This is a genomic window from Streptomyces odonnellii (assembly GCF_000981895.1).
Lineage (GTDB): Bacteria > Actinomycetota > Actinomycetes > Streptomycetales > Streptomycetaceae > Streptomyces > Streptomyces odonnellii.
Window position 1 is genome coordinate 1 of record NZ_LATD01000081.1, and the last position, 21,729, is coordinate 21,729.

General features: G+C 69.3%; 16 protein-coding genes and 2 pseudogenes. 17 read left to right on the forward strand and 1 reads right to left on the reverse strand.

What is annotated here, in order from left to right; translation table 11 throughout:
• From WH07_RS09675 to WH07_RS09735, 13 genes and pseudogenes are all read left to right on the forward strand, one after another.
• A pseudogene (locus tag WH07_RS09675) lies at positions 1-599 on the forward strand (ABC transporter family substrate-binding protein); the annotation flags it as partial.
• A 317-nt stretch (positions 600-916) separates the two neighbouring features.
• Positions 917-2,791, forward strand: coding sequence for a translational GTPase TypA (gene typA / locus WH07_RS09680; protein ID WP_046497944.1), 1,875 nt, complete (start codon positions 917-919; stop codon positions 2,789-2,791).
• A gap of 576 nt (positions 2,792-3,367) precedes the next feature.
• Positions 3,368-4,399, forward strand: coding sequence for an ABC transporter permease (locus tag WH07_RS09685; protein ID WP_046497947.1), 1,032 nt, complete (start codon positions 3,368-3,370; stop codon positions 4,397-4,399).
• A gap of 98 nt (positions 4,400-4,497) precedes the next feature.
• On the forward strand, positions 4,498-6,297 hold the full coding sequence (locus WH07_RS09690; RefSeq protein ID WP_046497951.1) for an ABC transporter substrate-binding protein: 1,800 nt from the start codon (positions 4,498-4,500) through the stop codon (positions 6,295-6,297).
• A gap of 113 nt (positions 6,298-6,410) precedes the next feature.
• Complete coding sequence (locus WH07_RS09695) at positions 6,411-7,388, forward strand: ABC transporter permease (protein ID WP_046497954.1); 978 nt, start codon at positions 6,411-6,413, stop codon at positions 7,386-7,388.
• 10 nt (positions 7,389-7,398) lie between these two features.
• Positions 7,399-8,460 carry an ABC transporter ATP-binding protein gene (locus WH07_RS09700; protein WP_046497958.1) on the forward strand — a complete coding sequence of 354 codons (1,062 nt, stop codon included), beginning with the start codon at positions 7,399-7,401 and terminating at the stop codon, positions 8,458-8,460.
• Between the two features lie 25 nt (positions 8,461-8,485).
• Positions 8,486-9,619 (forward strand): ABC transporter ATP-binding protein, encoded by a 1,134-nt coding sequence (locus WH07_RS09705; protein WP_046497990.1) that lies wholly within the window; start codon positions 8,486-8,488, stop codon positions 9,617-9,619.
• Positions 9,620-9,777: 158 nt separating this feature from the next.
• On the forward strand, positions 9,778-10,707 hold the full coding sequence (locus tag WH07_RS09710) for a GNAT family N-acetyltransferase (protein ID WP_046497961.1): 930 nt from the start codon (positions 9,778-9,780) through the stop codon (positions 10,705-10,707).
• A gap of 97 nt (positions 10,708-10,804) precedes the next feature.
• Positions 10,805-12,454, forward strand: coding sequence for a peptide ABC transporter substrate-binding protein (locus WH07_RS09715; protein ID WP_046497963.1), 1,650 nt, complete (start codon positions 10,805-10,807; stop codon positions 12,452-12,454).
• Between the two features lie 4 nt (positions 12,455-12,458).
• On the forward strand, positions 12,459-13,382 hold the full coding sequence (locus WH07_RS09720) for an ABC transporter permease (RefSeq protein ID WP_046497967.1): 924 nt from the start codon (positions 12,459-12,461) through the stop codon (positions 13,380-13,382).
• Entirely contained in the window at positions 13,375-14,316 is a 942-nt protein-coding gene (locus WH07_RS09725) for an ABC transporter permease (RefSeq protein ID WP_079023105.1), read from the forward strand. Before WH07_RS09720 ends, WH07_RS09725 begins: the two co-directional genes overlap by 8 nt.
• A 77-nt stretch (positions 14,317-14,393) precedes the next feature.
• A complete protein-coding gene (locus tag WH07_RS09730; protein WP_046497970.1) occupies positions 14,394-15,368 on the forward strand; it encodes an ABC transporter ATP-binding protein in 975 nt (324 codons plus the stop codon).
• Complete coding sequence (locus tag WH07_RS09735; protein ID WP_046497973.1) at positions 15,361-16,374, forward strand: ABC transporter ATP-binding protein; 1,014 nt, start codon at positions 15,361-15,363, stop codon at positions 16,372-16,374. Before WH07_RS09730 ends, WH07_RS09735 begins: the two co-directional genes overlap by 8 nt.
• Positions 16,375-16,564: 190 nt before the next feature.
• Here the strand turns inward: WH07_RS09735 and WH07_RS09740 are convergent, their stop codons facing one another.
• Positions 16,565-18,754, reverse strand: a complete 2,190-nt coding sequence (locus tag WH07_RS09740; RefSeq protein ID WP_046497976.1) for a S9 family peptidase — start codon at positions 18,752-18,754, stop codon at positions 16,565-16,567.
• 157 nt (positions 18,755-18,911) lie between these two features.
• Between WH07_RS09740 and WH07_RS09745 the strand changes: the two genes are divergently transcribed.
• From WH07_RS09745 to WH07_RS40305, 4 genes and pseudogenes are all read left to right on the forward strand, one after another.
• A complete protein-coding gene (locus WH07_RS09745) occupies positions 18,912-19,106 on the forward strand; it encodes a hypothetical protein (RefSeq protein WP_046497980.1) in 195 nt (64 codons plus the stop codon).
• Positions 19,107-19,327: 221 nt separating this feature from the next.
• On the forward strand, positions 19,328-20,287 hold the full coding sequence (gene mshB / locus WH07_RS09750) for an N-acetyl-1-D-myo-inositol-2-amino-2-deoxy-alpha-D-glucopyranoside deacetylase (protein ID WP_046497995.1): 960 nt from the start codon (positions 19,328-19,330) through the stop codon (positions 20,285-20,287).
• Positions 20,284-20,709 carry a DUF6113 family protein gene (locus WH07_RS09755; RefSeq protein WP_046497984.1) on the forward strand — a complete coding sequence of 142 codons (426 nt, stop codon included), beginning with the start codon at positions 20,284-20,286 and terminating at the stop codon, positions 20,707-20,709. The genes mshB and WH07_RS09755 overlap by 4 nt, the downstream gene beginning before the upstream one ends.
• Positions 20,710-20,905: 196 nt before the next feature.
• Positions 20,906-21,729: pseudogene (locus WH07_RS40305) on the forward strand (hypothetical protein); the annotation flags it as partial.

Consider the following 21,729-nt stretch of genomic DNA (forward strand, 5'->3'; position numbering starts at 1 on the left):
CCGGTTCCCCCGCGCCCCCCAGCGGCCCGCTCGGCAAGGACGGCAAGCCGCTGAACCTCCGCTTCGTCCTGCCCTCGGGCGAGGGCTCCGAGGCGCTGCGCTCCGTCGGTGAGCGGATCGCGCGGATGCTCGACCGCATCGGCATCAAGACGGAGATCACCAAGGTGCCGGACGCGAACTACTTCAAGGACCACATCGCCGCCGGCGACTACGACCTGGCCCTCTACTCCTGGCCCGCCAGCGCCTACCCCGCCACCGACGGCCGCCCCATCTACGCCAAGCCCGTGCCCGCCAGCGACGGGACCCTGCTGGTGGAGCAGAACTACACCCGGGTCGGTACGGACCACATCGACCAGCTCTTCAACCGCGCCGTCGCCGAGCTGGACGAGAAGGCCAGCCGCAAGCTGCTGAAGCAGGCCGACGCCCGGATCTGGGCCGCCGCCGGCTCCATCCCCCTCTACCAGCGGCCGGAACTGGTCGCCGCCAAGCCGGAGGTGGTGAACGCCGGAGCCTTCGGTCTCGCGGCCCCCCGCTTCCAGGACATCGGCTTCACCAGCACCGCGGCCGAGGACTCCGGCGGCAACGACAAGAAGAAGTAGCGAAAGTCCGGTGAGCGAAGCATGAAGCAGCGGAAAAGCCCCATGTGAGGCCCCCCGCGGCAGCTCACCGCCCGATCAATTCGCTTGCCCGCCGGCCTGCCCGGCGGGCAAGCTCGTATCCGTCCCTGACCCGGGCGGCTCCACACCCCCAGCACCACCCCTCACCACCGGCGACTACCGGAACCGGCCTCTTCGATCGGGCCGGGCGGCCCACGAACCCTCTGCCCCGTACCATGGGACGAGCCGTGGCGTGTCAGCCCGGCGGGCGTACGAGGAAAGAACGCCGCATCCCACGATCGAGAGAAGCGCCAGCCAGCATGCCCACGCGCCACGACATCCGTAACGTCGCCATCGTCGCCCACGTCGACCATGGCAAGACCACTCTGGTCGACGCCATGCTGAAGCAGGCCGGCGCCTTCGCCGCGCACGCCGCCGAGCAACTCGACGACCGGATGATGGACTCGAACGACCTGGAGCGTGAGAAGGGCATCACGATCCTGGCCAAGAACACCGCCGTGAAGTACCACCCCAAGACCGGCGGCGACCCGATCACCATCAACATCATCGACACCCCCGGCCACGCCGACTTCGGCGGCGAGGTCGAGCGCGGTCTCTCCATGGTCGACGCGGTCGTGCTGCTCGTCGACGCCTCCGAGGGCCCGCTCCCGCAGACCCGCTTCGTGCTCCGCAAGGCGCTCCAGGCGAAGATGCCGGTCATCCTCTGCATCAACAAGACCGACCGCCCCGACTCCCGGATCGCCGAGGTCGTCGACGAGACGTACGACCTCTTCCTCGACCTGGACGCGACCGAGGAGCAGATCGAGTTCCCGATCGTCTACGCCTGCGCGCGGGACGGGGTCGCCTCGCTCACCAAGCCCGAGGACGGCACGGTGCCGGCCGACAGCACCAATCTGGAGCCGTTCTTCCACACGATCCTGTCGCACGTCCCGGCTCCGGAGTACGACGAGTCCGCGCCGCTCCAGGCGCATGTCACCAACCTGGACGCCGACAACTTCCTCGGCCGTATCGCCCTCTGCCGGGTCGAGCAGGGCGAGCTGAAGAAGGGCCAGACCGTCACCTGGATCAAGCGTGACGGTTCCAAGTCCAATGTCCGGATCACCGAGCTGCTGATGACCGAGGCGCTCACCCGCAAGCCCGCCGAGAAGGCGGGCCCCGGCGACATCTGCGCCATCGCCGGTATCCCGGACATCATGATCGGCGAGACCCTCGCCGACACCGAGAACCCCATCGCGCTGCCGCTGATCACGGTCGACGAGCCGGCGATCTCGATGACCATCGGTACGAACACCTCGCCGCTGGTCGGCAAGGGCGGCAAGGGCCACAAGGTCACCGCCCGCCAGGTCAAGGACCGCCTCGACCGCGAGCTGATCGGCAATGTCTCGCTGCGCGTCCTGGACACCGAGCGCCCCGACGCCTGGGAGGTGCAGGGCCGCGGTGAGCTGGCGCTGGCCATCCTGGTCGAGCAGATGCGCCGGGAGGGCTTCGAGCTGACCGTCGGCAAGCCCGAGGTGGTCACCAAGCAGGTCGACGGCAAGACGTACGAGCCGATCGAGCGCATGACGATCGACTCCCCCGAGGAGCACCTCGGCGCCATCACCCAGCTCATGGCCACCCGCAAGGGCCGTATGGAGACCATGACCAACCATGGCTCGGGCTGGATCCGCATGGAGTGGATCGTTCCTTCCCGCGGTCTGATCGGCTTCCGTACGGAGTTCCTGACCCAGACCCGCGGCACCGGTATCGCCCACTCGATCTTCGAGGGCCACGAGCCGTGGTTCGGCGAGCTGCGCACCCGTAACAACGGCTCGCTCGTCGCGGACCGTGCCGGTACGGTCACGCCCTTCGCGATGATCAACCTCCAGGAGCGCGGGGTCATCTTCACGGAGGCCGGCACCGAGGTCTACGAAGGCATGATCATCGGTGAGAACTCGCGCTCCGACGACATGGACGTGAATATCACCAAGGAGAAGAAGCTCACCAATATGCGGGCCGCCTCCGCGGACTCCACCGAGAATGTGGTGCCGCCGCGGAAACTCTCGCTGGAGCAGTCCCTGGAATTCTGCCGGGACGACGAGTGCATCGAGGTGACCCCGGAGACGGTACGCATCCGCAAGGTCGTCCTGGACCAGAAGGAGCGCGGCCGCGCCGCCTCCCGCGCCAAGCACGGCTGACGCCCCGCCGAGCACAGCGCATGAACGGCCCGGCCCCCGCGGATCACCGCGGGGGCCGGGCCGTTGGGCTGTGGGCCCCCGCCGGGACGGCGGAGCCCGTCGTCCGCTTCTGACGGGTCACAGCCGCCGACACCTCGGGCCGCCTTCACCATGTCCGGCCGCTTTGACGTCAAGTCCGTTTTTGCGGATCGCGTCCGATTATCGGTGGGTGCTCACCGGATGGTGTGTTAACGGTCCGTTTCGCGGGTGTCTGCCTGGGATAACTTTGTCCGGATTTCGGGCGGACGGGGGGTGTCGATGTTGCCAAAACGAGACCCTTTAAGTGTGGTTTACGGCCCGGTCGTACTTAATAGTTGGCCATTGAGCTCGGGTCAATGGGTCAAGCGCTATGGGGGGCGTCGACTCACGAGCACACTCGGGGTTACTACCAACGCGCGCTGTCAGGGGTGTCAGCGCGCGTAGACAGTGCCCTTCTTGTAGTGACAAGTGGACTCATGAGGAGGACCCCATGCGTGGTGCCATAAGCACCGAATGGGTCGGGCGCGCGGTTGTGATCCCCACGGGGGAAGAGCGATCGTGACAAGTCCAGTACAGACCGAGGACGCCTCGTCGTCCACCGCCCCCGGCGCGCCCGACGTGTCGAAGGACGGGACCCAGGAGGCCAAGACGCTCGCCGGGCTGTCGCCCGGCCAGTTGATGTGGCGCCGCTTCAAGCGTGACCGTACCGGGGTCGTCTCCGCCGTGATCGTGATCTTCTTCTTCGCGGTCGCGCTGCTCGCGCCCGTGATCAAGATGCTCTACGGCAAGGACCCGTACACCCTCTACGGGCAGGACAGCCTTGACCTGCTCGACGAGTTCAACATGCCGACCGGCACCTTCGGCGGCATGTCGGCCGACCACTGGTTCGGTATCGAGCCCAACCTCGGCCGCGATGTGTTCATGCAGCTCATCTACGGCATGCGCACCTCGATCTACACCGCGCTGGCCGCGACCGTCCTGATTGTCATCGTGGGTGTGCTGATCGGGCTCGTGGGCGGCTACTTCGGCGGGAGGATCGACTACTGGCTCGGCCGGCTGACCGACTTCCTGCTCGGCTTCCCCAGCCAGCTCTTCTTCATCGCCTCCATGCCGGTGGTGGTGGCGGCCTTTGTCCGTCCGGACGAGGAGACCCCCACCGCTCTTCGCGCCGGTGCCATTGTCGCGGTGCTGTCGTTCCTCGGCTGGATGGGACTCGCCCGGCTGATCCGCGCCGCCACCCTCTCCCTGCGTGAGCGGGAGTTCGTGGAGGCCGCCAAGATCGCGGGTGCTTCGCCCTGGCGGATCATCCGCAAGGAACTGCTGCCCAACCTGGTCACACCGATCCTGGTGCAGGCCACCCTGCAGCTCCCGTCCACCATCCTCTCGGTGGCCTTCCTCTCCTATGTGGGTGTCGGCTTTGTCGAACCCACCCCGGACTGGGGCCGGATGTTCGCGATCGGCGCGGACATCTACGAGCAGGACCCGGCCTACATGATCTTCCCGGGTGTCGCCATGGTCATCTTCGTCGTGGCGTTCAACCTTCTCGGCGACTCGGTTCGAGACGCCTTCGACCCGAAGTCCGGACGCTGACGTTCAGCCGAGGGGCTGCTGCCACCCGGGCGCCGGTCCCGACCGGATGCGCCAGGCAGCACAGTTGGATCACTACTGACAGATAGGTACTCATCACCATGAGCATCTTTGGCACGCGCAAGACACGCGCTGTCGTCGTCGCCCTGGCGGCCGGCTCACTGGCGCTGACCGCCTGCGGCGGCAACAGCGACAGCGGGACCAAGGACAAGAGCAAGACTCAGGAGGATGCCGCCCAGCAGTCGCAGGCGGTCATCTTCGGTGACGCGGCGGCCTCCACCGGCCCGGCGCCCGAGGTCCCGGGTGCCAGGTCCGGCGGCACCGCCACGGTCTACCAGGACTCCGACTTCTCCCACCTGGACCCGGGTCAGACCTATGTGTCGGACGGGAAGCTGCTGGACCGTCTGATCCAGCGCGGTCTGACGCAGTACGCGGAGGACGACAAGGGCCGCCTCACCCTCGTCGGTGACCTGGCCACCGACTCCGGCAAGACGACCGACGGCGGCAAGAGCTGGACCTTCACCCTCAAGGACGGGCTGAAGGACCAGAACGGCAACGCCATCACCTCGGCCGACGTCCGCCACAGCATCGAGCGTCTCTACGCCCCGTTCATCACGGACGGCCCGACCTACGTCCAGGCGTGGCTCTCCGGCGCGGGCACCACCTACCGCAAGGCCCTGCCGGACGGACCGTACAAGGGCAAGCACCTGCCCGATTCGGTCCTGGCGACCCCGGACGCCAAGACGGTCGTCTTCAAGTTCAAGGACGCCCACCCCGACCTGCCGCAGGCGCTCGCGATGCCCGGCTACTCCCTGGTCCCCGCCAAGACGGACACCAAGGAGAAGTACGACACGGCCCCGGTCGCGACCGGTCCGTACAAGATCGCGGAATTCAAGCCGGGCAAGTCGATGACGCTCGTCAAGAACGAGAACTGGGACCCGAAGACCGACTCGGTCCGTCACCAGTACGTCGACGGCTTCAACATCCAGTACAACCACGACGACGACGACCAGACCAAGACCATCCTGGCCGACCGCGGCGAGGCCAAGAACGCCGTGATGTTCACCGGCCAGGTCTCCACCAACCAGGTCCGCAACGTCGTCAACGACCCGGAGGCGATGAAGCGCACGATCCAGGGCTACGCCCCGTACGTGTGGCAGCTCAACTTCAACCTGGACCGGATGAAGGACAAGAAGGTCCGGGACGCCATCACCTACGCTCTGCCGAGCGCCCAGATATACAAGCTCGACGGCGGTGCGTACGGCGGTGAGACCGCGACCGGTCTGATCTCCCCGACCACCCCGGGCTACGAGAAGGACTACGACCCCTTCGGCAAGCTCAAGAAGCCGAACGGCGACGTCGAGAAGGCCAAGGCGCTCATCAAGGAAGCCGGTGCCGAGGGCCAGAAGGTCGTCTACGCGTACGGCAACACCCCCGTCCGCCAGCAGCAGGCCGTCGTCATCGCCGACCGTCTGAAGGCGATCGGTCTTGACGTCGTCAAGAAGGAGATCGACTCCGCCACCTGGTACGAGCAGGTCGGCAAGGTCCAGAACGGTCTGGACCTCTACATGACCGGCTGGGGCCAGGACTGGCCGTCCGCCTCCACGGTCATCCCGCCGCTGTACGACGGCACGCAGATCCAGGACGGCTCCTCGGTCTACTCGCACATCAACGACCCCAAGGTCAACTCCGAGATCCAGCGCATCCTGAAGATCTCGGACCCGGCCGAGGCCCAGAAGGCGTGGACCGCGCTGCACCACGACATCGTGGAGCGGATCAACCCGGCGGCGCCGATCTACTTCACGAAGGTGTTCCAGATCTTCGGCTCCAACGTCGGCGGTATCCGGTACTCCACGGACTCCAGCTACGTCGACGTGACGCGCATCTTCCTGAAGAAGTAATCAGCGTGTAGGCCGGACCCGGAGGTGCGCACCCGGCGGAGTGCGCACCTCCGGTCCGCCGATCCCATCTCTCGGCCCCCTCACAACCGCCGTCCTGAGAGCAGCGACCTGCCATGCTTCAATTCCTCATTCGCCGGGCGTTCGGCGCAGTCCTGACCCTTTTCCTGATCAGTGCCGTCACGTTCTTCATGTTCTTCGCGATCCCGCAGGACCCCGCCCTGCTCGCGTGTGGCAAGAACTGCACTCCGGACGCCCTGGCGGTCATCCACCAGAACCTCGGCCTCGACAAGCCGGTGCCCGTACAGTTCTGGGACTTCATGGTCGGCGTCTTCGCCGGCCGGGACTTCGCCGTCGGCCACTGCGACGCTCCCTGCTTCGGAGTCTCCTTCGCCACCCAGCAGAACGTCTGGGACACCATCCTCGACCGGTTCCCCCTGACGCTCTCCCTCTCGATCGGCGGACTCATCGTCTTCCTGATCGTGGGCCTGGGCGCCGGCATGATCGCCGCGGCGAAGAAGGGCACCGCGACCGACAAGGTCTTCAGCTCGGCCTCGCTGGTGCTCAGCTCCCTCCAGATCTACTTCCTCGGCCCGGTCGTGCTCGGCCTCTTCGTCTACAGCACCGGCTGGCTGGACAAGCCCAAGTGGGTCCCGATCAGCGAGAGCGTCAGCGGCTGGTTCATGGGGCTGCTGATCCCCTGGCTGGTGATCTCGGTGATCTTCACGGCCAACTACACGCGTATGTCGCGGTCGACCATGATCGAACAGCTTCAGGAAGAACATGTCAGAGCGGCCCGTGCCAAGGGCATGAGCCGCAGCTATGTCTTCTTCCGGTACGCCTGGCGCGGCTCGCTCATCCCCATCGTCACCATCCTCGGCATGGACCTGGGCGCCCTCTTCGGAGGCGCGATCGTCACCGAGTTCACCTTCGGACTGCCCGGCATCGGCAGGCTCGCCGTCCAGTCGGTCCAGGACAAGGACCTGCCGCTGACCATGGGCGTCATGGTCTTCAGCGCCGCCTTCATCCTTCTGTTCAACGTCATCGTGGACGCCACGTACGCCCTCATCGACCCGCGCGTACGCCTGTCCTAGGAGAACGACCGTGACCACACTCACCAAGACCGAGGAAACCCCGGCCCCGAACGCGGCGGACCCGTTCCTTTCGGTGCGCGATCTGCGTGTCCACTTCTCCACCGAGGACGGCGTCGTCAAGGCCGTGAACGGACTCTCCTTCGATCTGGAGCGCGGCAAGACGCTCGGTATCGTCGGCGAGTCGGGCTCCGGCAAGTCGGTGACCAACCTGTCCATCCTGGGGCTGCACAACCCCCAGTCGACGACCGTCACGGGCGAGATCCTGCTGGACGGACAGGACCTCACGGATGTCTCGGGCAAGCAGCTCGAAGCGCTCCGCGGCAACAAGATGGCGATGATCTTCCAGGACGCGCTGACCGCCCTGTCGCCGTACTACACCGTCGGCCGGCAGATCTCCGAGCCGTACATGAAGCACACCGGCGCCTCCAAGAAGGAGGCCCGCGCACGGGCGATCGAGATGCTGGGCAAGGTCGGCATCCCGGACCCGAAGAACCGGGTGGACGACTACCCCCACCAGTTCTCCGGCGGTATGCGCCAGCGCGCGATGATCGCCATGTCGCTGGTGTGCAACCCGGAACTGCTGATCGCCGACGAGCCGACCACCGCCCTGGACGTCACCGTCCAGGCACAGATCCTCGATCTGCTCAAGGACCTCCAGCAGGAGTTCGGCTCCGCGATCATCCTGATCACCCATGACCTGGGCGTCGTCGCCAACTTCGTGGACGACCTGCTGGTGATGTACGCGGGGCGGGCCGTCGAGCGCGGCTCCGTGCGCGAGGTGCTCAAGCAGCCGCAGCACCCCTACACCTGGGGCCTGCTCAGCTCGATGCCGCGTCTCTCGTCCGATGTGGGTGAGCAGCTCCAGCCGATCCCCGGCAGCCCGCCCAGCCTGCTGAACCCGCCGTCCGGCTGTGCGTTCCACCCGCGCTGCGCCTACGCCGAGCTGGTGGACGGCGGCCTGTGCACCCACGAGCGCCCGCTGCTCCCGGACGGGCGCGGGGCGGCCTGCCACCTTCCGGCGGACCGCAAGCAGCAGGTTTTCATCGAGAAGATTCAGCCCCGGCTGGGCTGATGTACCGGCAACTGGGGCTATGACCATGAGTGAGAACAACACGACCACCCCCGTCACGGACGCGGCGACCCCGCGCCGTGACCCCGCCTCGTCGGCCGAGCCGCTGCTCGAAGCGAAGGGCCTGACCAAACACTTCCCGATCTACGGCGGCTTCCCCATCAAGCGGAAGGTCGGCGCGGTCCAGGCCGTCGACGGTGTGGACCTGAGCGTCTACCCCGGCGAGAGCCTCGGTCTCGTGGGCGAGTCGGGCTGCGGCAAGTCGACCACGGGCCGGCTGCTCACCCGGCTGCTGGAGCCGACCGGCGGCACCATCACGTACAACGGCCGGGACATCACCCGCGCCAGCCGCAAGCAGCTCGCGCCGATCAGGTCCGAGATCCAGATGATCTTCCAGGACCCGTACGCCTCGCTCAACCCGCGGCAGACGGTCGGCACGATCATCTCCAGCCCGATGGAGATCAACGGCATCAACCCGCCCGGCGGCCGTGAGGCCCGGGTGCGGGAGCTGCTGGAGACCGTCGGTCTCAACCCGGAGCACTTCAACCGCTTCCCGCACGAGTTCTCCGGCGGCCAGCGCCAGCGCATCGGTGTGGCGCGCGCGCTCGCGCTTCAGCCGAAACTGATCATCGCGGACGAGCCGGTCTCCGCGCTGGACGTCTCCATCCAGGCGCAGGTCGTCAATCTGCTCCAGGACCTCCAGCGCGATCTCGGGATCGCCTTTGTCTTCATCGCCCACGACCTGGCGATCGTGCGGCACTTCTCGCAGCGGGTCGCGGTGATGTACCTGGGCAAGGTGGTGGAGGTCGCGGACCGCGACTCGCTGTACGAGCGGCCCCGCCACCCGTACACCCACGCCCTGCTCTCGGCGGTGCCCGAGGCGGACCTCGACGTGACCCGCAAGGAGCGGATCCGGCTCGCCGGTGACGTGCCCTCGCCGATCATGCCGCCGTCCGGCTGCCGGTTCCGTACCCGCTGCTGGAAGGCGCAGGACAAGTGCGCGACGGAGGAGCCGCCGCTGCTCCAGATCAGCGGCAACCGCGAGGGGCACCTGACGGCGTGCCACTTCCCGGAGGAGCCGACGACCGAGGCGCGGGACGAGGACGTCGTACTGGACCCGGCGCTGGTGGCGATGGAGAAGGAGCTGTCCGACGAGGCCTGAGCTTCTACGGCGTGAGGCCCGCGCACGAGGACTTTCCTCGGCGCGGGCCTTCGCCGTCTTCGTACGCACCCGATTCCGTACCGCCTCCTCACCGCCTCCGTACCGGCGCCGCGGAAAAGCCGTTGCACGGCGGTCCTGGACCGGCCGACAGTGGCCGTATGCCCCTTTCCATACGTCCCGCCACCCTCGATGACGCCCCCGCCGTCCGCGATCTCCTGAACGTCATCGACACCATCGAGATCGGCCGGCCCGAGACCGAACTGCACGAGGTGACGGCCGACCTCAAGCACCCCGGGGTGGACCTCGCGCGTGACTCCTGGCTTGCCTACGAGGACGGCGAGCTGGTGGGGTACGGACTGGTCTGGGACGACTCCGGCGCCGAGCGCGTCGACATCGACCACTATGTGCTGCCGGGCCGGGACACCGCCGCGGTCAGGATGTTCGAGCTGATGGAGGCGCGTGCCGCCGAGCGCGCCCGGGAGAACGGCGCCGGGCGGGCCGTCGTCCATCTCCATCTCAATGTCGACCCCACCCTGGACACCGCGCTCATCCTGGGCCGCGGCTGGCAGCGCGTACGCCGCTACCAGGTGATGGCCCGTGAGGTCTCCGCGGCCACCTGCCCGCCGCCCGTACCGCCGCGGGGCGTCACCCTGCGGGCGTGCACCGCCGAGGACGACCGCAGGCGGGCGCACGAGCTGATGGAGCGCACCTTCGCCGAGCACTTCGACCACCAGCCGCGGACGTACGAGAAGTGGCTGGCCGATCTGGACGCCGAGCGGTTCGACTGGTCGCTGGTCTGGATCGCCGCCGTCGAGGGGCTGGGCGACGCCGGTCTGCTGGTCAGCCGCAACGACCGCGAGGCACAGGGCTGGATCGGCAATCTCGGGGTGGTCAAGGAGGCCCGTGGCCGGGGGCTCGGCGGGTATCTGCTCCGCCACGCCTTCGCGGTCTTCGCCGGTCTCGGCCGTGCCGAGGTCGGTCTCGGGGTGGACACCCGGAACGCCACGGGCGCGCTGCGGCTGTACGAGGCCCATGGCATGACGCCGCACTACTCGGCCGACACCTGGGAGGTCACACTCCCGGTCTGACGGGCACGCCCGTACAGCCGTCACGGCGTGCGGAAGATCAACACCTGGGGTGTATTGGGGGGCACGGAGGACCCGCCCGACGAGGAGGCACCCTGGGATGCGCCCAGCCGCACACGCCAAGCGCACCGCCCGCGCGGTGGCCGTCCCCCTCGCCATCGGCCTCGCCGTCGTCCCCGCCACGACGGCCTGCGGCGGAGGCGCCGCCCCCGCGGGCGGCCCCGACGGAGTCCTCTCCTCGTCCTGGGGCGACCCGCAGAACCCCCTCGAACCGGCCAACACCAACGAGGTCCAGGGCGGCAAGGTCCTCGACATGATCTTCCGGGGCCTCAAGCGGTACGACCCGAAGACCGGCGAGGCGCGCGATGTCCTCGCCGAGCGCATCGAGACCACCGACTCGACGCACTTCACCGTCACCGTCCGGGACGGCTGGACCTTCAGCAACGGCGAGAAGGTCACCGCGAAGTCGTTCGTGGACGCCTGGAACTACGGCGCGCACCTCAGGAACAACCAGAAGAACGCCTACTTCTTCGAGTACATCGAGGGGTACGACAAGGTCCACCCCGTCTCGGGCAGCCCGACCGCCGACACTCTGTCCGGCCTCCGGGTCACCGGACCGCGTACCTTCACCGTCACCCTCTCCCAGCGCTTCTCCACCTGGCCCGACACCCTCGGCTACGCCGCCTTCGCACCACTGCCCCGGGCCTTCTTCGACCACCACGCCGACTGGCTCGCCAAGCCGGTCGGCAACGGCCCGTACGCCGTTCTGAACTACACCCGTGGCGCCCAGATGTCGCTGCGTACCTGGAAGGGCTATCCGGGCAGCGACAAGGCCCGTAACGGCGGTGTGGACCTCCGGGTCTACACGGACAACAACACCGCCTACACCGATCTGGTCTCCGGCAATCTCGATCTGCTCGACGACGTCCCCGCCGCGCAGCTCAAGAACGCGAAGGCCGACCTCGAAGGCCGCTACATCAACAGCCCCGCCGGCATCCTCCAGACCCTCTCCTTCCCCTACTACGACCCGGCCTGGAACACCCCGGGCGCCGTCAAGGTCCGCACCGGACTCTCCATGGCCATCAACCGCCGCCAGATCACCGAGACGATCTTCCGCTCCACCCGGACCCCCGCCACCGACTGGACCTCCCCGGTCCTCGGCACGGACGGCGGCCACAAGGCCGGACTCTGCGGCAAGGCCTGCCACTTCGATCCGGCCGCGGCGAAGAAACTGGTGGCGGAGGGCGGCGGCATCCCCGGCGGCCGGCTCACCATCACGTACAACGCCGACACCGGCTCCCACAAGCAGTGGGTCGACGCGGTCTGCAACAGCGTCAACAACACCCTGGGCAACGACAGATCGTGTGTCGGCAGCCCGGTCGGCACCTTCGCCGACTTCCGCGACCGGATCGGCAGGAAGAAGCTGACCGGCCCCTTCCGGGCGGGCTGGCAGATGGACTACCCGCTCATCCAGAACTTCCTCCAGCCGCTCTACTACACCAACGCCTCGTCCAACGACGGCAAGTGGAGCGACGCCCGGTTCGACCGGCTGGTCAACGAGGCCAACGCCGATCCGGACATGGCGACGGCGGTCCGTACCTTCCAGCGCGCCGAAGCGGTCGTACGGGACCAGATGGCGGCCATCCCGCTCTGGTACCAGAACGGCAGCGCGGGATACGCGGCCCGGCTCTCGCATGTGGAGCTGAACCCCTTCAGCGTCCCGGTCTACGACCGGATCGAGGTCGCCTGACCCCATGGGACGTTACGCGGTCCGCCGCCTGCTCCAGATGATCCCGGTCTTCGCCGGCGCCACCCTGCTGGTCTTCCTGATGGTCCATGTGATGGGCGACCCGGTCGCGGGGCTGTGCGGCGAGCGGCAGTGCGACCCGGCGACCGAGGCCCGGCTGCGCCAGGAGTTCGGCCTCGACAAGCCGGTGTGGCAGCAGTACGCGACGTACATGGCGCATGTGTTCACGGGGGACTTCGGGACCGCCTTCAACGGGCAGAAGGTCATCGACCTGATGGCGTCGGCCTTTCCGGTCACCATCCGGCTCACCCTCGTGGCCGTCGTCTTCGAGGTCGTCATCGGGGTCGCGCTCGGTGTGGTCATGGGGCTGCGCAGGGGCCGCCCGGTCGACACCTCCGTACTGCTGCTGACCCTGGTCGTCATCGCCGTACCGACCTTTGTGACCGGTCTGCTGGCGCAGCTCGTGTTCGGCGTGACGTGGAAGCTCGTCCAGCCGTCGGTCTCCTTCACCGCGCCACTGGACGAACTGCTGCTGCCCGGGCTGGTGCTGGCCTCGGTCTCGCTGGCATACGTCACCCGGCTGACCCGTACCTCGATCGCCGAGAACGCCCGCGCCGACTATGTCCGTACGGCCGTCGCCAAGGGCCTGCCCCGGCACCGCGTGATCACCCGGCATCTGCTGCGCAACTCGCTGATCCCGGTGGTCACCTTCATCGGCACGGACATCGGCGCGCTGATGGGCGGCGCCATCGTCACCGAGCGGATCTTCAATATCCACGGGGTCGGATTCCAGCTCTACCAAGGCATTCTCCGGCAGAACACCCAGACCGTCGTCGGCTTCGTCACCGTGCTGATCATTGTCTTCCTGCTGGCGAATCTGCTGGTCGACCTCCTGTACGCCGTACTCGACCCGAGGATCCGGTATGCCTGAGCCTCAGCGCACCTGCCCCGCCGGAGCCGTTGTCGCCACCCTGGAGAAACCGCCGGCGCACCTGGGCGACGGGGCCTCCACCGCCCGGAAGCCGCGCGGCCTCTGGTCCGACGCCTGGCACGATCTGCGCCGGAACCCCGTCTTCGTCGTCTCGGCGCTGGTGATCCTCTTCCTGCTGGCCATCGCCGCCTGGCCGTCCCTGATCGCGAGCCGCAACCCGCTCTCCTGCGATCTCGCGCTGGCCCAGGAGGGTGCCAGGCCCGGCCACCCCTTCGGCTTCAACGGGCAGGGCTGCGACGTCTACACACGTACGGTCCACGGCGCCAGGACCTCCGTCGTCGTCGGGGTGCTCGCCACCCTCGGGGTCGCGGTCACCGGTTCCGTGCTCGGCGCCCTGGCGGGCTTCTTCGGCGGGGCCTGGGACGCGGTGCTCTCCCGGATCGGCGATGTGTTCTTCGGGATCCCGGTGGTGCTCGGCGGTCTGGTGCTGCTGTCCGTGGTGAGCGGTTCGACCGTCTGGCCGGTGATCGGCTTCATGGTGCTGCTGGGCTGGCCGCAGATCTCCCGGATCGCCCGCGGCTCCGTCATCACCGTCAAACAGAACGACTACGTCCAGGCGGCGCGGGCGCTCGGCGCGTCTCCCGCCCGCATCCTTCTCCGGCACATCCTGCCCAACGCCGTCGCGCCGGTGATCGTCGTGGCGACCATCGCGCTGGGTACGTTCATCGCGCTGGAGGCGACCCTTTCGTACCTCGGTGTGGGGCTGAAACCGCCGACCGTGTCCTGGGGGATCGACATCTCGGACGCCTCGCCGTACATCCGCAACTCCCCGCACATGCTGCTCTGGCCGGCCGGCGCGCTGGCGGTCACCGTTCTCGCGTTCATCATGCTCGGCGACGCGGTGCGCGACGCCCTCGACCCCAAGCTGCGCTAGATCCGGCCCGACGCGGGCCCCGATGTCGGCCCCGACGCAAGTCCCGACGTACGCCCCGACGCGAGGGAGTTACCGCCGTGCTGCTCGAAGTACGCGACCTGTCCGTGGAGTTCCGCACCCGCGACGGGATCGCCCGGGCCGTCAACGGCGTCGGCTTCGGCGTGGACGCCGGTGAGACACTCGCCGTGCTCGGCGAGTCCGGCTCGGGCAAGTCCGTCACCGCCCAGGCGGTCATGGGCATCCTGGACACCCCGCCCGCCCGGATCTCCGCCGGCGAAGTCCTCTTCCGGGGCCGCGATCTGCTCACGCTCCCCGAGGAGCGGCGGCGCGGGATCCGGGGCGCCGAGATGGCGATGATCTTCCAGGACGCGCTGTCCTCGCTCAACCCGGTGCTCAGTGTGGGTGCCCAGCTCGGTGAGATGTTCACCGTGCACCGGGGCATGTCACGCAAGCGGGCGCGCGCCAAGGCGATCGAGCTGATGGACCGGGTCGGGATCCCGGCGGCGGAGGACCGGGCGGGCGACTACCCGCATCAGTTCTCCGGCGGTATGCGCCAGCGCGTCATGATCGCGATGGCCCTCGCCCTGGAGCCCGCGCTGATCATCGCCGACGAGCCGACGACCGCGCTCGACGTGACCGTCCAGGCGCAGATCATGGACCTGCTCGCGGAGCTGCGGCGCGAGCTGGACACCGCCCTGATCCTGATCACCCACGATCTGGGCGTGGTCGCGGACGCGGCAGACCGGATCGCGGTGATGTACGCGGGCCGGATCGTGGAGACCGCGCCGGTGCGCGCCCTGTACAAGGCCCCGGCCCACCCGTACACCCGCGGTCTGCTCGACTCGGTCCCACGGCTGGACCGCAAGGGCCGGGAGCTGTACGCGATCAAGGGCCTGCCGCCGAATCCGCTCCGTGTCCCGTCCGGCTGTGCCTTCCACCCCCGCTGCCCGGTCGCCCGGGACATCTGCCGTACGGACGAGCCGCCGCTCTTTGACGCGGGCGAGGGACGGCACAGCGCCTGCCACTTCTGGAGGGAGACCCTCGATGGGTGAGTCCGCCGAACCCGTGCTGGAGGTCACCGGCCTGGTGAAGCACTATCCGCTGACCCGGGGGACCGTCTTCGGAAAACGGACCGGGGCGGTGCGGGCCGTCGACGGCGTCTCCTTCTCCCTGGCCCGCGGCGAGACCCTCGGCATCGTGGGGGAGTCCGGCTGCGGCAAGTCGACCGTGGCGAAACTGCTGGTCAGCCTGGAGCGGCCCACCGCGGGCCGGATCCGCTACCGCGGCGAGGACATCACCCGGCTGTCCGGGCGCGCGCTGAAGGCGGTGCGCCGGAACATCCAGATGGTGTTCCAGGACCCGTACACCTCGCTCGACCCGCGGATGACCGTCGGCGACATCGTCGGGGAACCGTACGAGATCCATCCCGAGGCGGCCCCGAGAGGCGACCGGCGCCGCCGGGTGCGGGAGCTGCTCGACGTGGTCGGGCTCAGCCCCGAGCACATCAACCGCTATCCGCACCAGTTCTCCGGCGGCCAGCGCCAGCGCATCGGGATCGCGCGTGGGCTCGCCCTGCGGCCGGAGGTGATCGTCGCCGACGAACCGGTCTCCGCCCTCGATGTCTCGGTGCAGGCGCAGGTCGTCAATCTGCTGGAGCGGCTGCAGAGCGAGTTCGGGCTGTCCTATGTGTTCATCGCCCATGACCTGTCGGTCGTACGGCACATCTCCGACCGGGTCGGGGTGATGTATCTGGGACGGCTGGCCGAGACCGGCACGGACACCGAGATCTACGACCACCCCACGCACCCCTACACCCAGGCGCTGCTGTCCGCCGTACCGGTGCCCGATCCGGGGGCGCGCGAGCGCCGGGAGCGGATCATCCTGGCGGGCGAGGTGCCGTCCCCGGCGGCCCCGCCGTCCGGCTGCCGATTCCGTACGCGCTGCTGGAAGGCGCGGGAGCGGTGCGCGGTGGAGGAACCGGAGCTGGCGGTTCCGGTGGCCCTGGCTTCGCGGGGGCCCGCGGCGCATCCGTCGGCCTGTCACTTCGCGGAGGAGTAGCGGACCGTACCGGCGATGGGGGGCGAAATGTAATAAAGCGCATCAATTTCGTTAACACGCAGGCAACTTGGCGGACCCGGCACCGATATACGAACGCGTCAGGCTGAACAGCGTACGGCCGTGCGGGTGCCGTAGACCGGCCGGGACTCCGGGAGCCCCGGCCGGTCGCCGTGTTCCGGCGCGGGGCCGGTCAGCTCATCCCGAGCGACCGCTTCAGGAAGTCCACCTGGAGCAGCAGCAGATTCTCCGCGATCTGCTCCTGCGGTGTCATATGCGTCACACCCGTGAGCGGCAGCACCTCATGGGGCCGGCCGGCCGCGAGCAGGGCCGCGGAGAGCTTGAGCGTATGTGCCACCACCACATTGTCGTCCGCCAGCCCATGGATGATCATCATGGGCCGGGCCGGCTCCTCCGGCGCCGACAGCCCCTCGTCCGTCACCAGTGAGTGCCGGGCATACACCTCGGGTTCTTCCTGCGGGGTCCCGAGATACCTCTCCTGGTAGTGGGTGTCGTAGAGCCGCAGATCGGAGACCGGAGCGCCCGCGACCGCCGCGTGGAACACATCCGGGCGGCGCAGCACCCCGAGCGCGGCGAGATAGCCGCCGAAGGACCAGCCGCGGATCGCCACCCGCCCCAGATCCAGCGGGAACCGCTCCGCGAGGGCATGCAGCGCCTCGACCTGGTCGTCCAGGCTCAGCAGCAGATTCCGCCTGACCGACTTCTCCCAGGCCGGGGAACGGCCCGGGGTGCCGCGGCCGTCCGCGACGATCACCGCGAACCCCTGGTCCGCGAACCACTGCGAGGTGAGATGCGCGTTCTGCGAGGCGACCACCCGCTGACCGTGCGGGCCCCCGTAGGGATCCAGCAGAACCGGCAGCTTCCCCGCCGACTCCTCGTACCCGGTGGGCAGCAGCACCGCGCTCGGGATCCGGTGGGCCCCCGCCTCGGTGAGCAGCGCCCGGGCCGTCAGCACCGGCTTCTCGGCGTACGAGGTGACGGCGACGGGCGGCCTGCCCTCCCGGAGGACCTGTACGGACGAGCCCGCCGTGTCCGGCACGGACGAGACCAGCACGGTCACCCCGCCGGCGCGCACGGCCGAGTGCACGCCCGTTTCCGAAGAGACGCGTTCGACGCCCAGTTCGTTGACCCGGTACACATGAATCTGGCCAATTTCTGGATCACCGGCCTCCTCGCCGGACGACGCCGAAACCAGGACATCGTGCTCACCGATGTCCAGAACGGCACGCGGGTGGAGCTGCGAACTTGTCAGGGCCCGGTCGCCCACCACCAGGACCCGCGCGCCTCCCTCGTCGGCGAGCCGCACCAGCCGTCCGTCCGGTGCCCAGGCCGGCACTCCGGGTGACAGTTCGAGCCACGCCGGGTCCTCGTCCTGGTGTACGGTCCTGGTCGCGCCGGTCTCCGTGTCCACCGCGAGATAGAGCTGTCCGCGCTGGTCACGGCTCTGTACGAGCAGCAGCGGGGCGCCCGCGGACGACCAGTGGACCCGGGCCAGATACGGATAGCGCGCCCGGTCCCAGACCACCTCCGTACGCTCCGTGCCCGTGCCGTCGGCGCCATCGGTGCCATCCGGCCCTTCCGCTCCTTCCAGGCCGATCAGGAAGAGCCGTACGTCGGCGTTGGGCGTGCCCGTGGCGGGATAGGCGACCCGGGCCGGCTCCCGGTCGGGGTGCGCCGGGTCCGAGATCCACCACCGCCGCACCGGAGAGGTGTCCACCCGGGCGACCAGCAGCCGGTCCGACGCGGGCGACCACCAGAAGCCGCGCGTACGGCTCATCTCCTCGGCGGCGATGAACTCGGCGAGCCCGTATGTGACATCCTCGCCCTCACCGGTCCCGGGCCCCACGAGCTCGCGGTCGCCCTCGCCGTCCGCCCCGGTCACCCGCAGCGCTCCCCGGGCCGCGTAGGCGATGTGCCGCCCGTCGGGCGAGGGCCGCGGGTCGATCACCGGTCCCCGTACGGGCAGTTGGCGTGCCGTACCGGCCCGCAGCTCGGCCGCGTACAGCCGCCCGGAGAGCGCGAACGCGGCCACTTCGACCGCGCTGTCCACCGCGTAACCGACGATTCCGCCCGCCCCTTCGCGGCTCCGCTCGCGCCGGGCCCTTTCCTCCGCGGAGAGTTGCTCCTCCGCGCCCGCCAGGAGGGCCGTGGGGTCCGCGGCGACCCGCTCGTGGCCCGCGGGGCCGGGGCCTTCGAGATCGAGCACCCAGAGGGCGTTGGCGCGGTCCGCCCCCGAGGTGGACCGCAGGAAGACGACCCGGGCGCCGTCGGGGGAGACCGTGAACGCCCGGGGAGCGCCGAGCGTGAACCGCTGGGTCCTGGCGTGCTGGCGTGGGAACGAGTGCTCTTGGCTCAAGGTCATACGACCGAAACTAGTGCTTGTGCGCCCCCCTGTGCTGCCGTGCACCGATCGATGCGTACGCACGGATAGTTATGATCCGTAGCGCAAGGTGGGTAGGAATCCGCTGGCACATGCATGCTGCGATTTCCCGACTGAATATTTATGGAGGTGAACCGCCGTGGCACTCTCGATTTCGGCGGTGGTGCTGCTGGCGATCATCGTCTTCCTGCTGGTCCGGAAATCCGGGCTCAAGGCCGGTCACGCGGTGGTCTGCATGCTGCTCGGCTTCTACATCGCCAGTTCGTCCATCGCGCCCACCATCAGCGAACTCACCACGAACGTGGCGGGGATGATCGGCGGGATCAAGTTCTGACGGCCCTCTGAAGGCTCTCCGGCGCTCCTCCGAGAGCGTCCCGCCCGCCGCGGCAGGCCCCTACGGCCGCCGCCCCACGACTGCCGCCTCCGTCTCCTGATCACCGACCGCTGACCACCGACGACCGACGGCCCCCGCGGGCCGCTCGACCGCCGCCTCCCGGCCGTTGTCCACAGGCCGGGAGGTTCAGGCCCTGGTCGGCCGCCTCGTAGGCTGTGCCCATGACCGATCTACCCGCCCGCCGTCTGCTGCTGGTGCACGCCCACCCCGACGACGAGTCGATCAACAACGGCGCCACCATGGCCAGGTACGCGGCCGAGGGCGCCCTGGTCACCCTGGTGACCTGCACCCTCGGCGAGGAAGGCGAGATCATCCCGCCGGAGCTGGCCCATCTCGCGGCCGACCGCGAGGACCGCCTCGGCGAGCACCGTATCGGTGAACTCGCGGCGGCCATGCGGGAGTTGGGTGTCTCCGACCATCGCTTCCTGGGTGGCCCCGGCAGATTCCGCGACTCCGGGATGATGGGCCTGCCGCAGAACGACCGCGAGGACGCCTTCTGGCACACCGAGGTCGACGAGGCCGCCCCGCACCTCGTCGAGGTGATCCGCGAGGTCCGTCCCCAGGTGCTGGTGACGTACGACCCCAACGGCGGCTACGGCCATCCCGACCACATCCAGGCCCACCGCGTCGCGATGCGTGGCGCGGCCCTGGCCGCCGACCCGTCGTACCGCCCGGACCTCGGCGCCCCGCACACAGTCGACAAGATCTACTGGAACCGGGTGCCGCGCTCGGTGGCCGAGGCGGGCTTCGCCCGGCTGCGCGCGAACGGTACGGACTTTCCCGGCATCGCCGAGGTCGCCGACATCCCGGGCGTGGTGGACGACTCGGAGATCACCGCGGCGATCGACGGCGCGTCCCACCGGGAGCACAAGGCCGCCGCGATGCGCGCCCACGCCAGCCAGATCGCCGTGGACGGGCCCTTCTTCGCGCTCTCCAACGACCTCGGCCAGCCGATCTTCGCGGCCGAGTACTACCAGTTGGTGCAGGGCGTGCCCGGAGTCTCCGCCGGCGAACGCGAGAGCGATCTCTTCGCGGGAATCGGCGCGGCTGCCGGGACCGGTCCGGCCGCCGGGACCGCGGGAGTCGCGGAAACCGGGGCCGAAGCGGGGGCCGGCGCATGAGCGGCGGCGGCAAGGAGCCTCAGCAGCCGCCCCTGGGCCCGCACATGACCCTGCCGGGGCCCGGCAGGATCGCCGCGTATGCGGGTCTTGCCGTGCTCGGCGCGCTGGTCGCGCTCGCGGGCTCGCTCGTCCAAGGCGGCTGGTTCCCCGGCGGTTTGGTGCTGGCGCTGCTCGCCACCGTCGCGGTCTTCCTCGGCGGACTGCGCGCCACCGGTACGCAGATGGGCGTCGGGGCACCCGCCGCGGGCTGGCTGATCGCGGCCGTTCTGCTGAGCACGGGCCGCCCGGAGGGTGACGCGGCCTTCTCCGCGGGCGTCGGCCCGCTCATCTATCTGCTGGGCGGGATGGCACTGGCTGTGATGTGTGCCACCATGTCGCGGTTGCCGCAACCGGGCACGGAGTCCGGCCGACTTGGGAAGTGACGCGCCCGCCATCCACTGAAATGCCCCCCGTCCGCACCGCCCGCGAACCATAGCTTCACACGGTCGCCGGGTGTCCGTCGGCGGAGGCCAGTATGGTGGTGCGCGCTCCGGGCCTTCCCCTCGCCTTCGGCATGGGGGACCTGAACAGTTGAGTACCAGTAAGAACGGGCGGCGGAGCCAACCGGGAGAACCTGCTTTGAGTCGTGAAACTGACAGTTCGTCCTCCGGGCCCCAGGGGCGCGGCGGAGCCGCGTACCCCTCGGGGACACCGCCGTACGGATCCCGCCAGTATCCGTCGCTGCATCCCCAGCAGGACCCTCCGGAGGAGACCGGCATAGCGGCCGCCGCTCAGCCGGACGAGCCCAAGACCGAAACCACCCTGACCACCCGCATCCGGATCAATATCCCGGGCTCGCGGCCGATCCCTCCGGTGGTGATGCGTACGCCCGTGGGCGACGCCGACACCGCGGGCGGCCGGGGCGTCAAGGCCTCGGAGCTGACCGGCGGAGTCCCCGCGCAGAACGAGGGCAAGGACGTCGCCGACGCCCAGGTGCCCGAGGCCGCGGACGAGAAGCCGTCCGGGGACAAGCCCGCGAGCGACTGGTTCGCGCCACGCAAGCCCGCCGCGGGCGCGCCCGGCGGCCCGGGCAGCGGTACGGGTACGGCCGGTGCGGGCATGGCCGCGGGCATGGGTGCCGGGGCGGCCGCCGTCTCGGGCACCTCCGTACCGGCGCAGACCGGCCCGGGCGCCGACCGGCGCACGGACAGCCCGTACTACGGCGACTACTCCGAGGCCCCGCGCCAGCACCCGCCCACCGGAGGCGGCTCGCTCGGCGAGCTCGCCGCCGGAGCCGGTCTGCCGTCCGGCCAGGGCACCAGCGCCTTCGCACCCGGCGGCGGGCCCACCACCCCGGCGCTCGGCATCCGGCCGCCGGGACCGGCCGGCGGGCCCAGCGGCCCGACCGCCGGACCCGTCACCGGCAGCACCCCGCTGGGCACCCCGCCCCCAGCCCTCGCGGC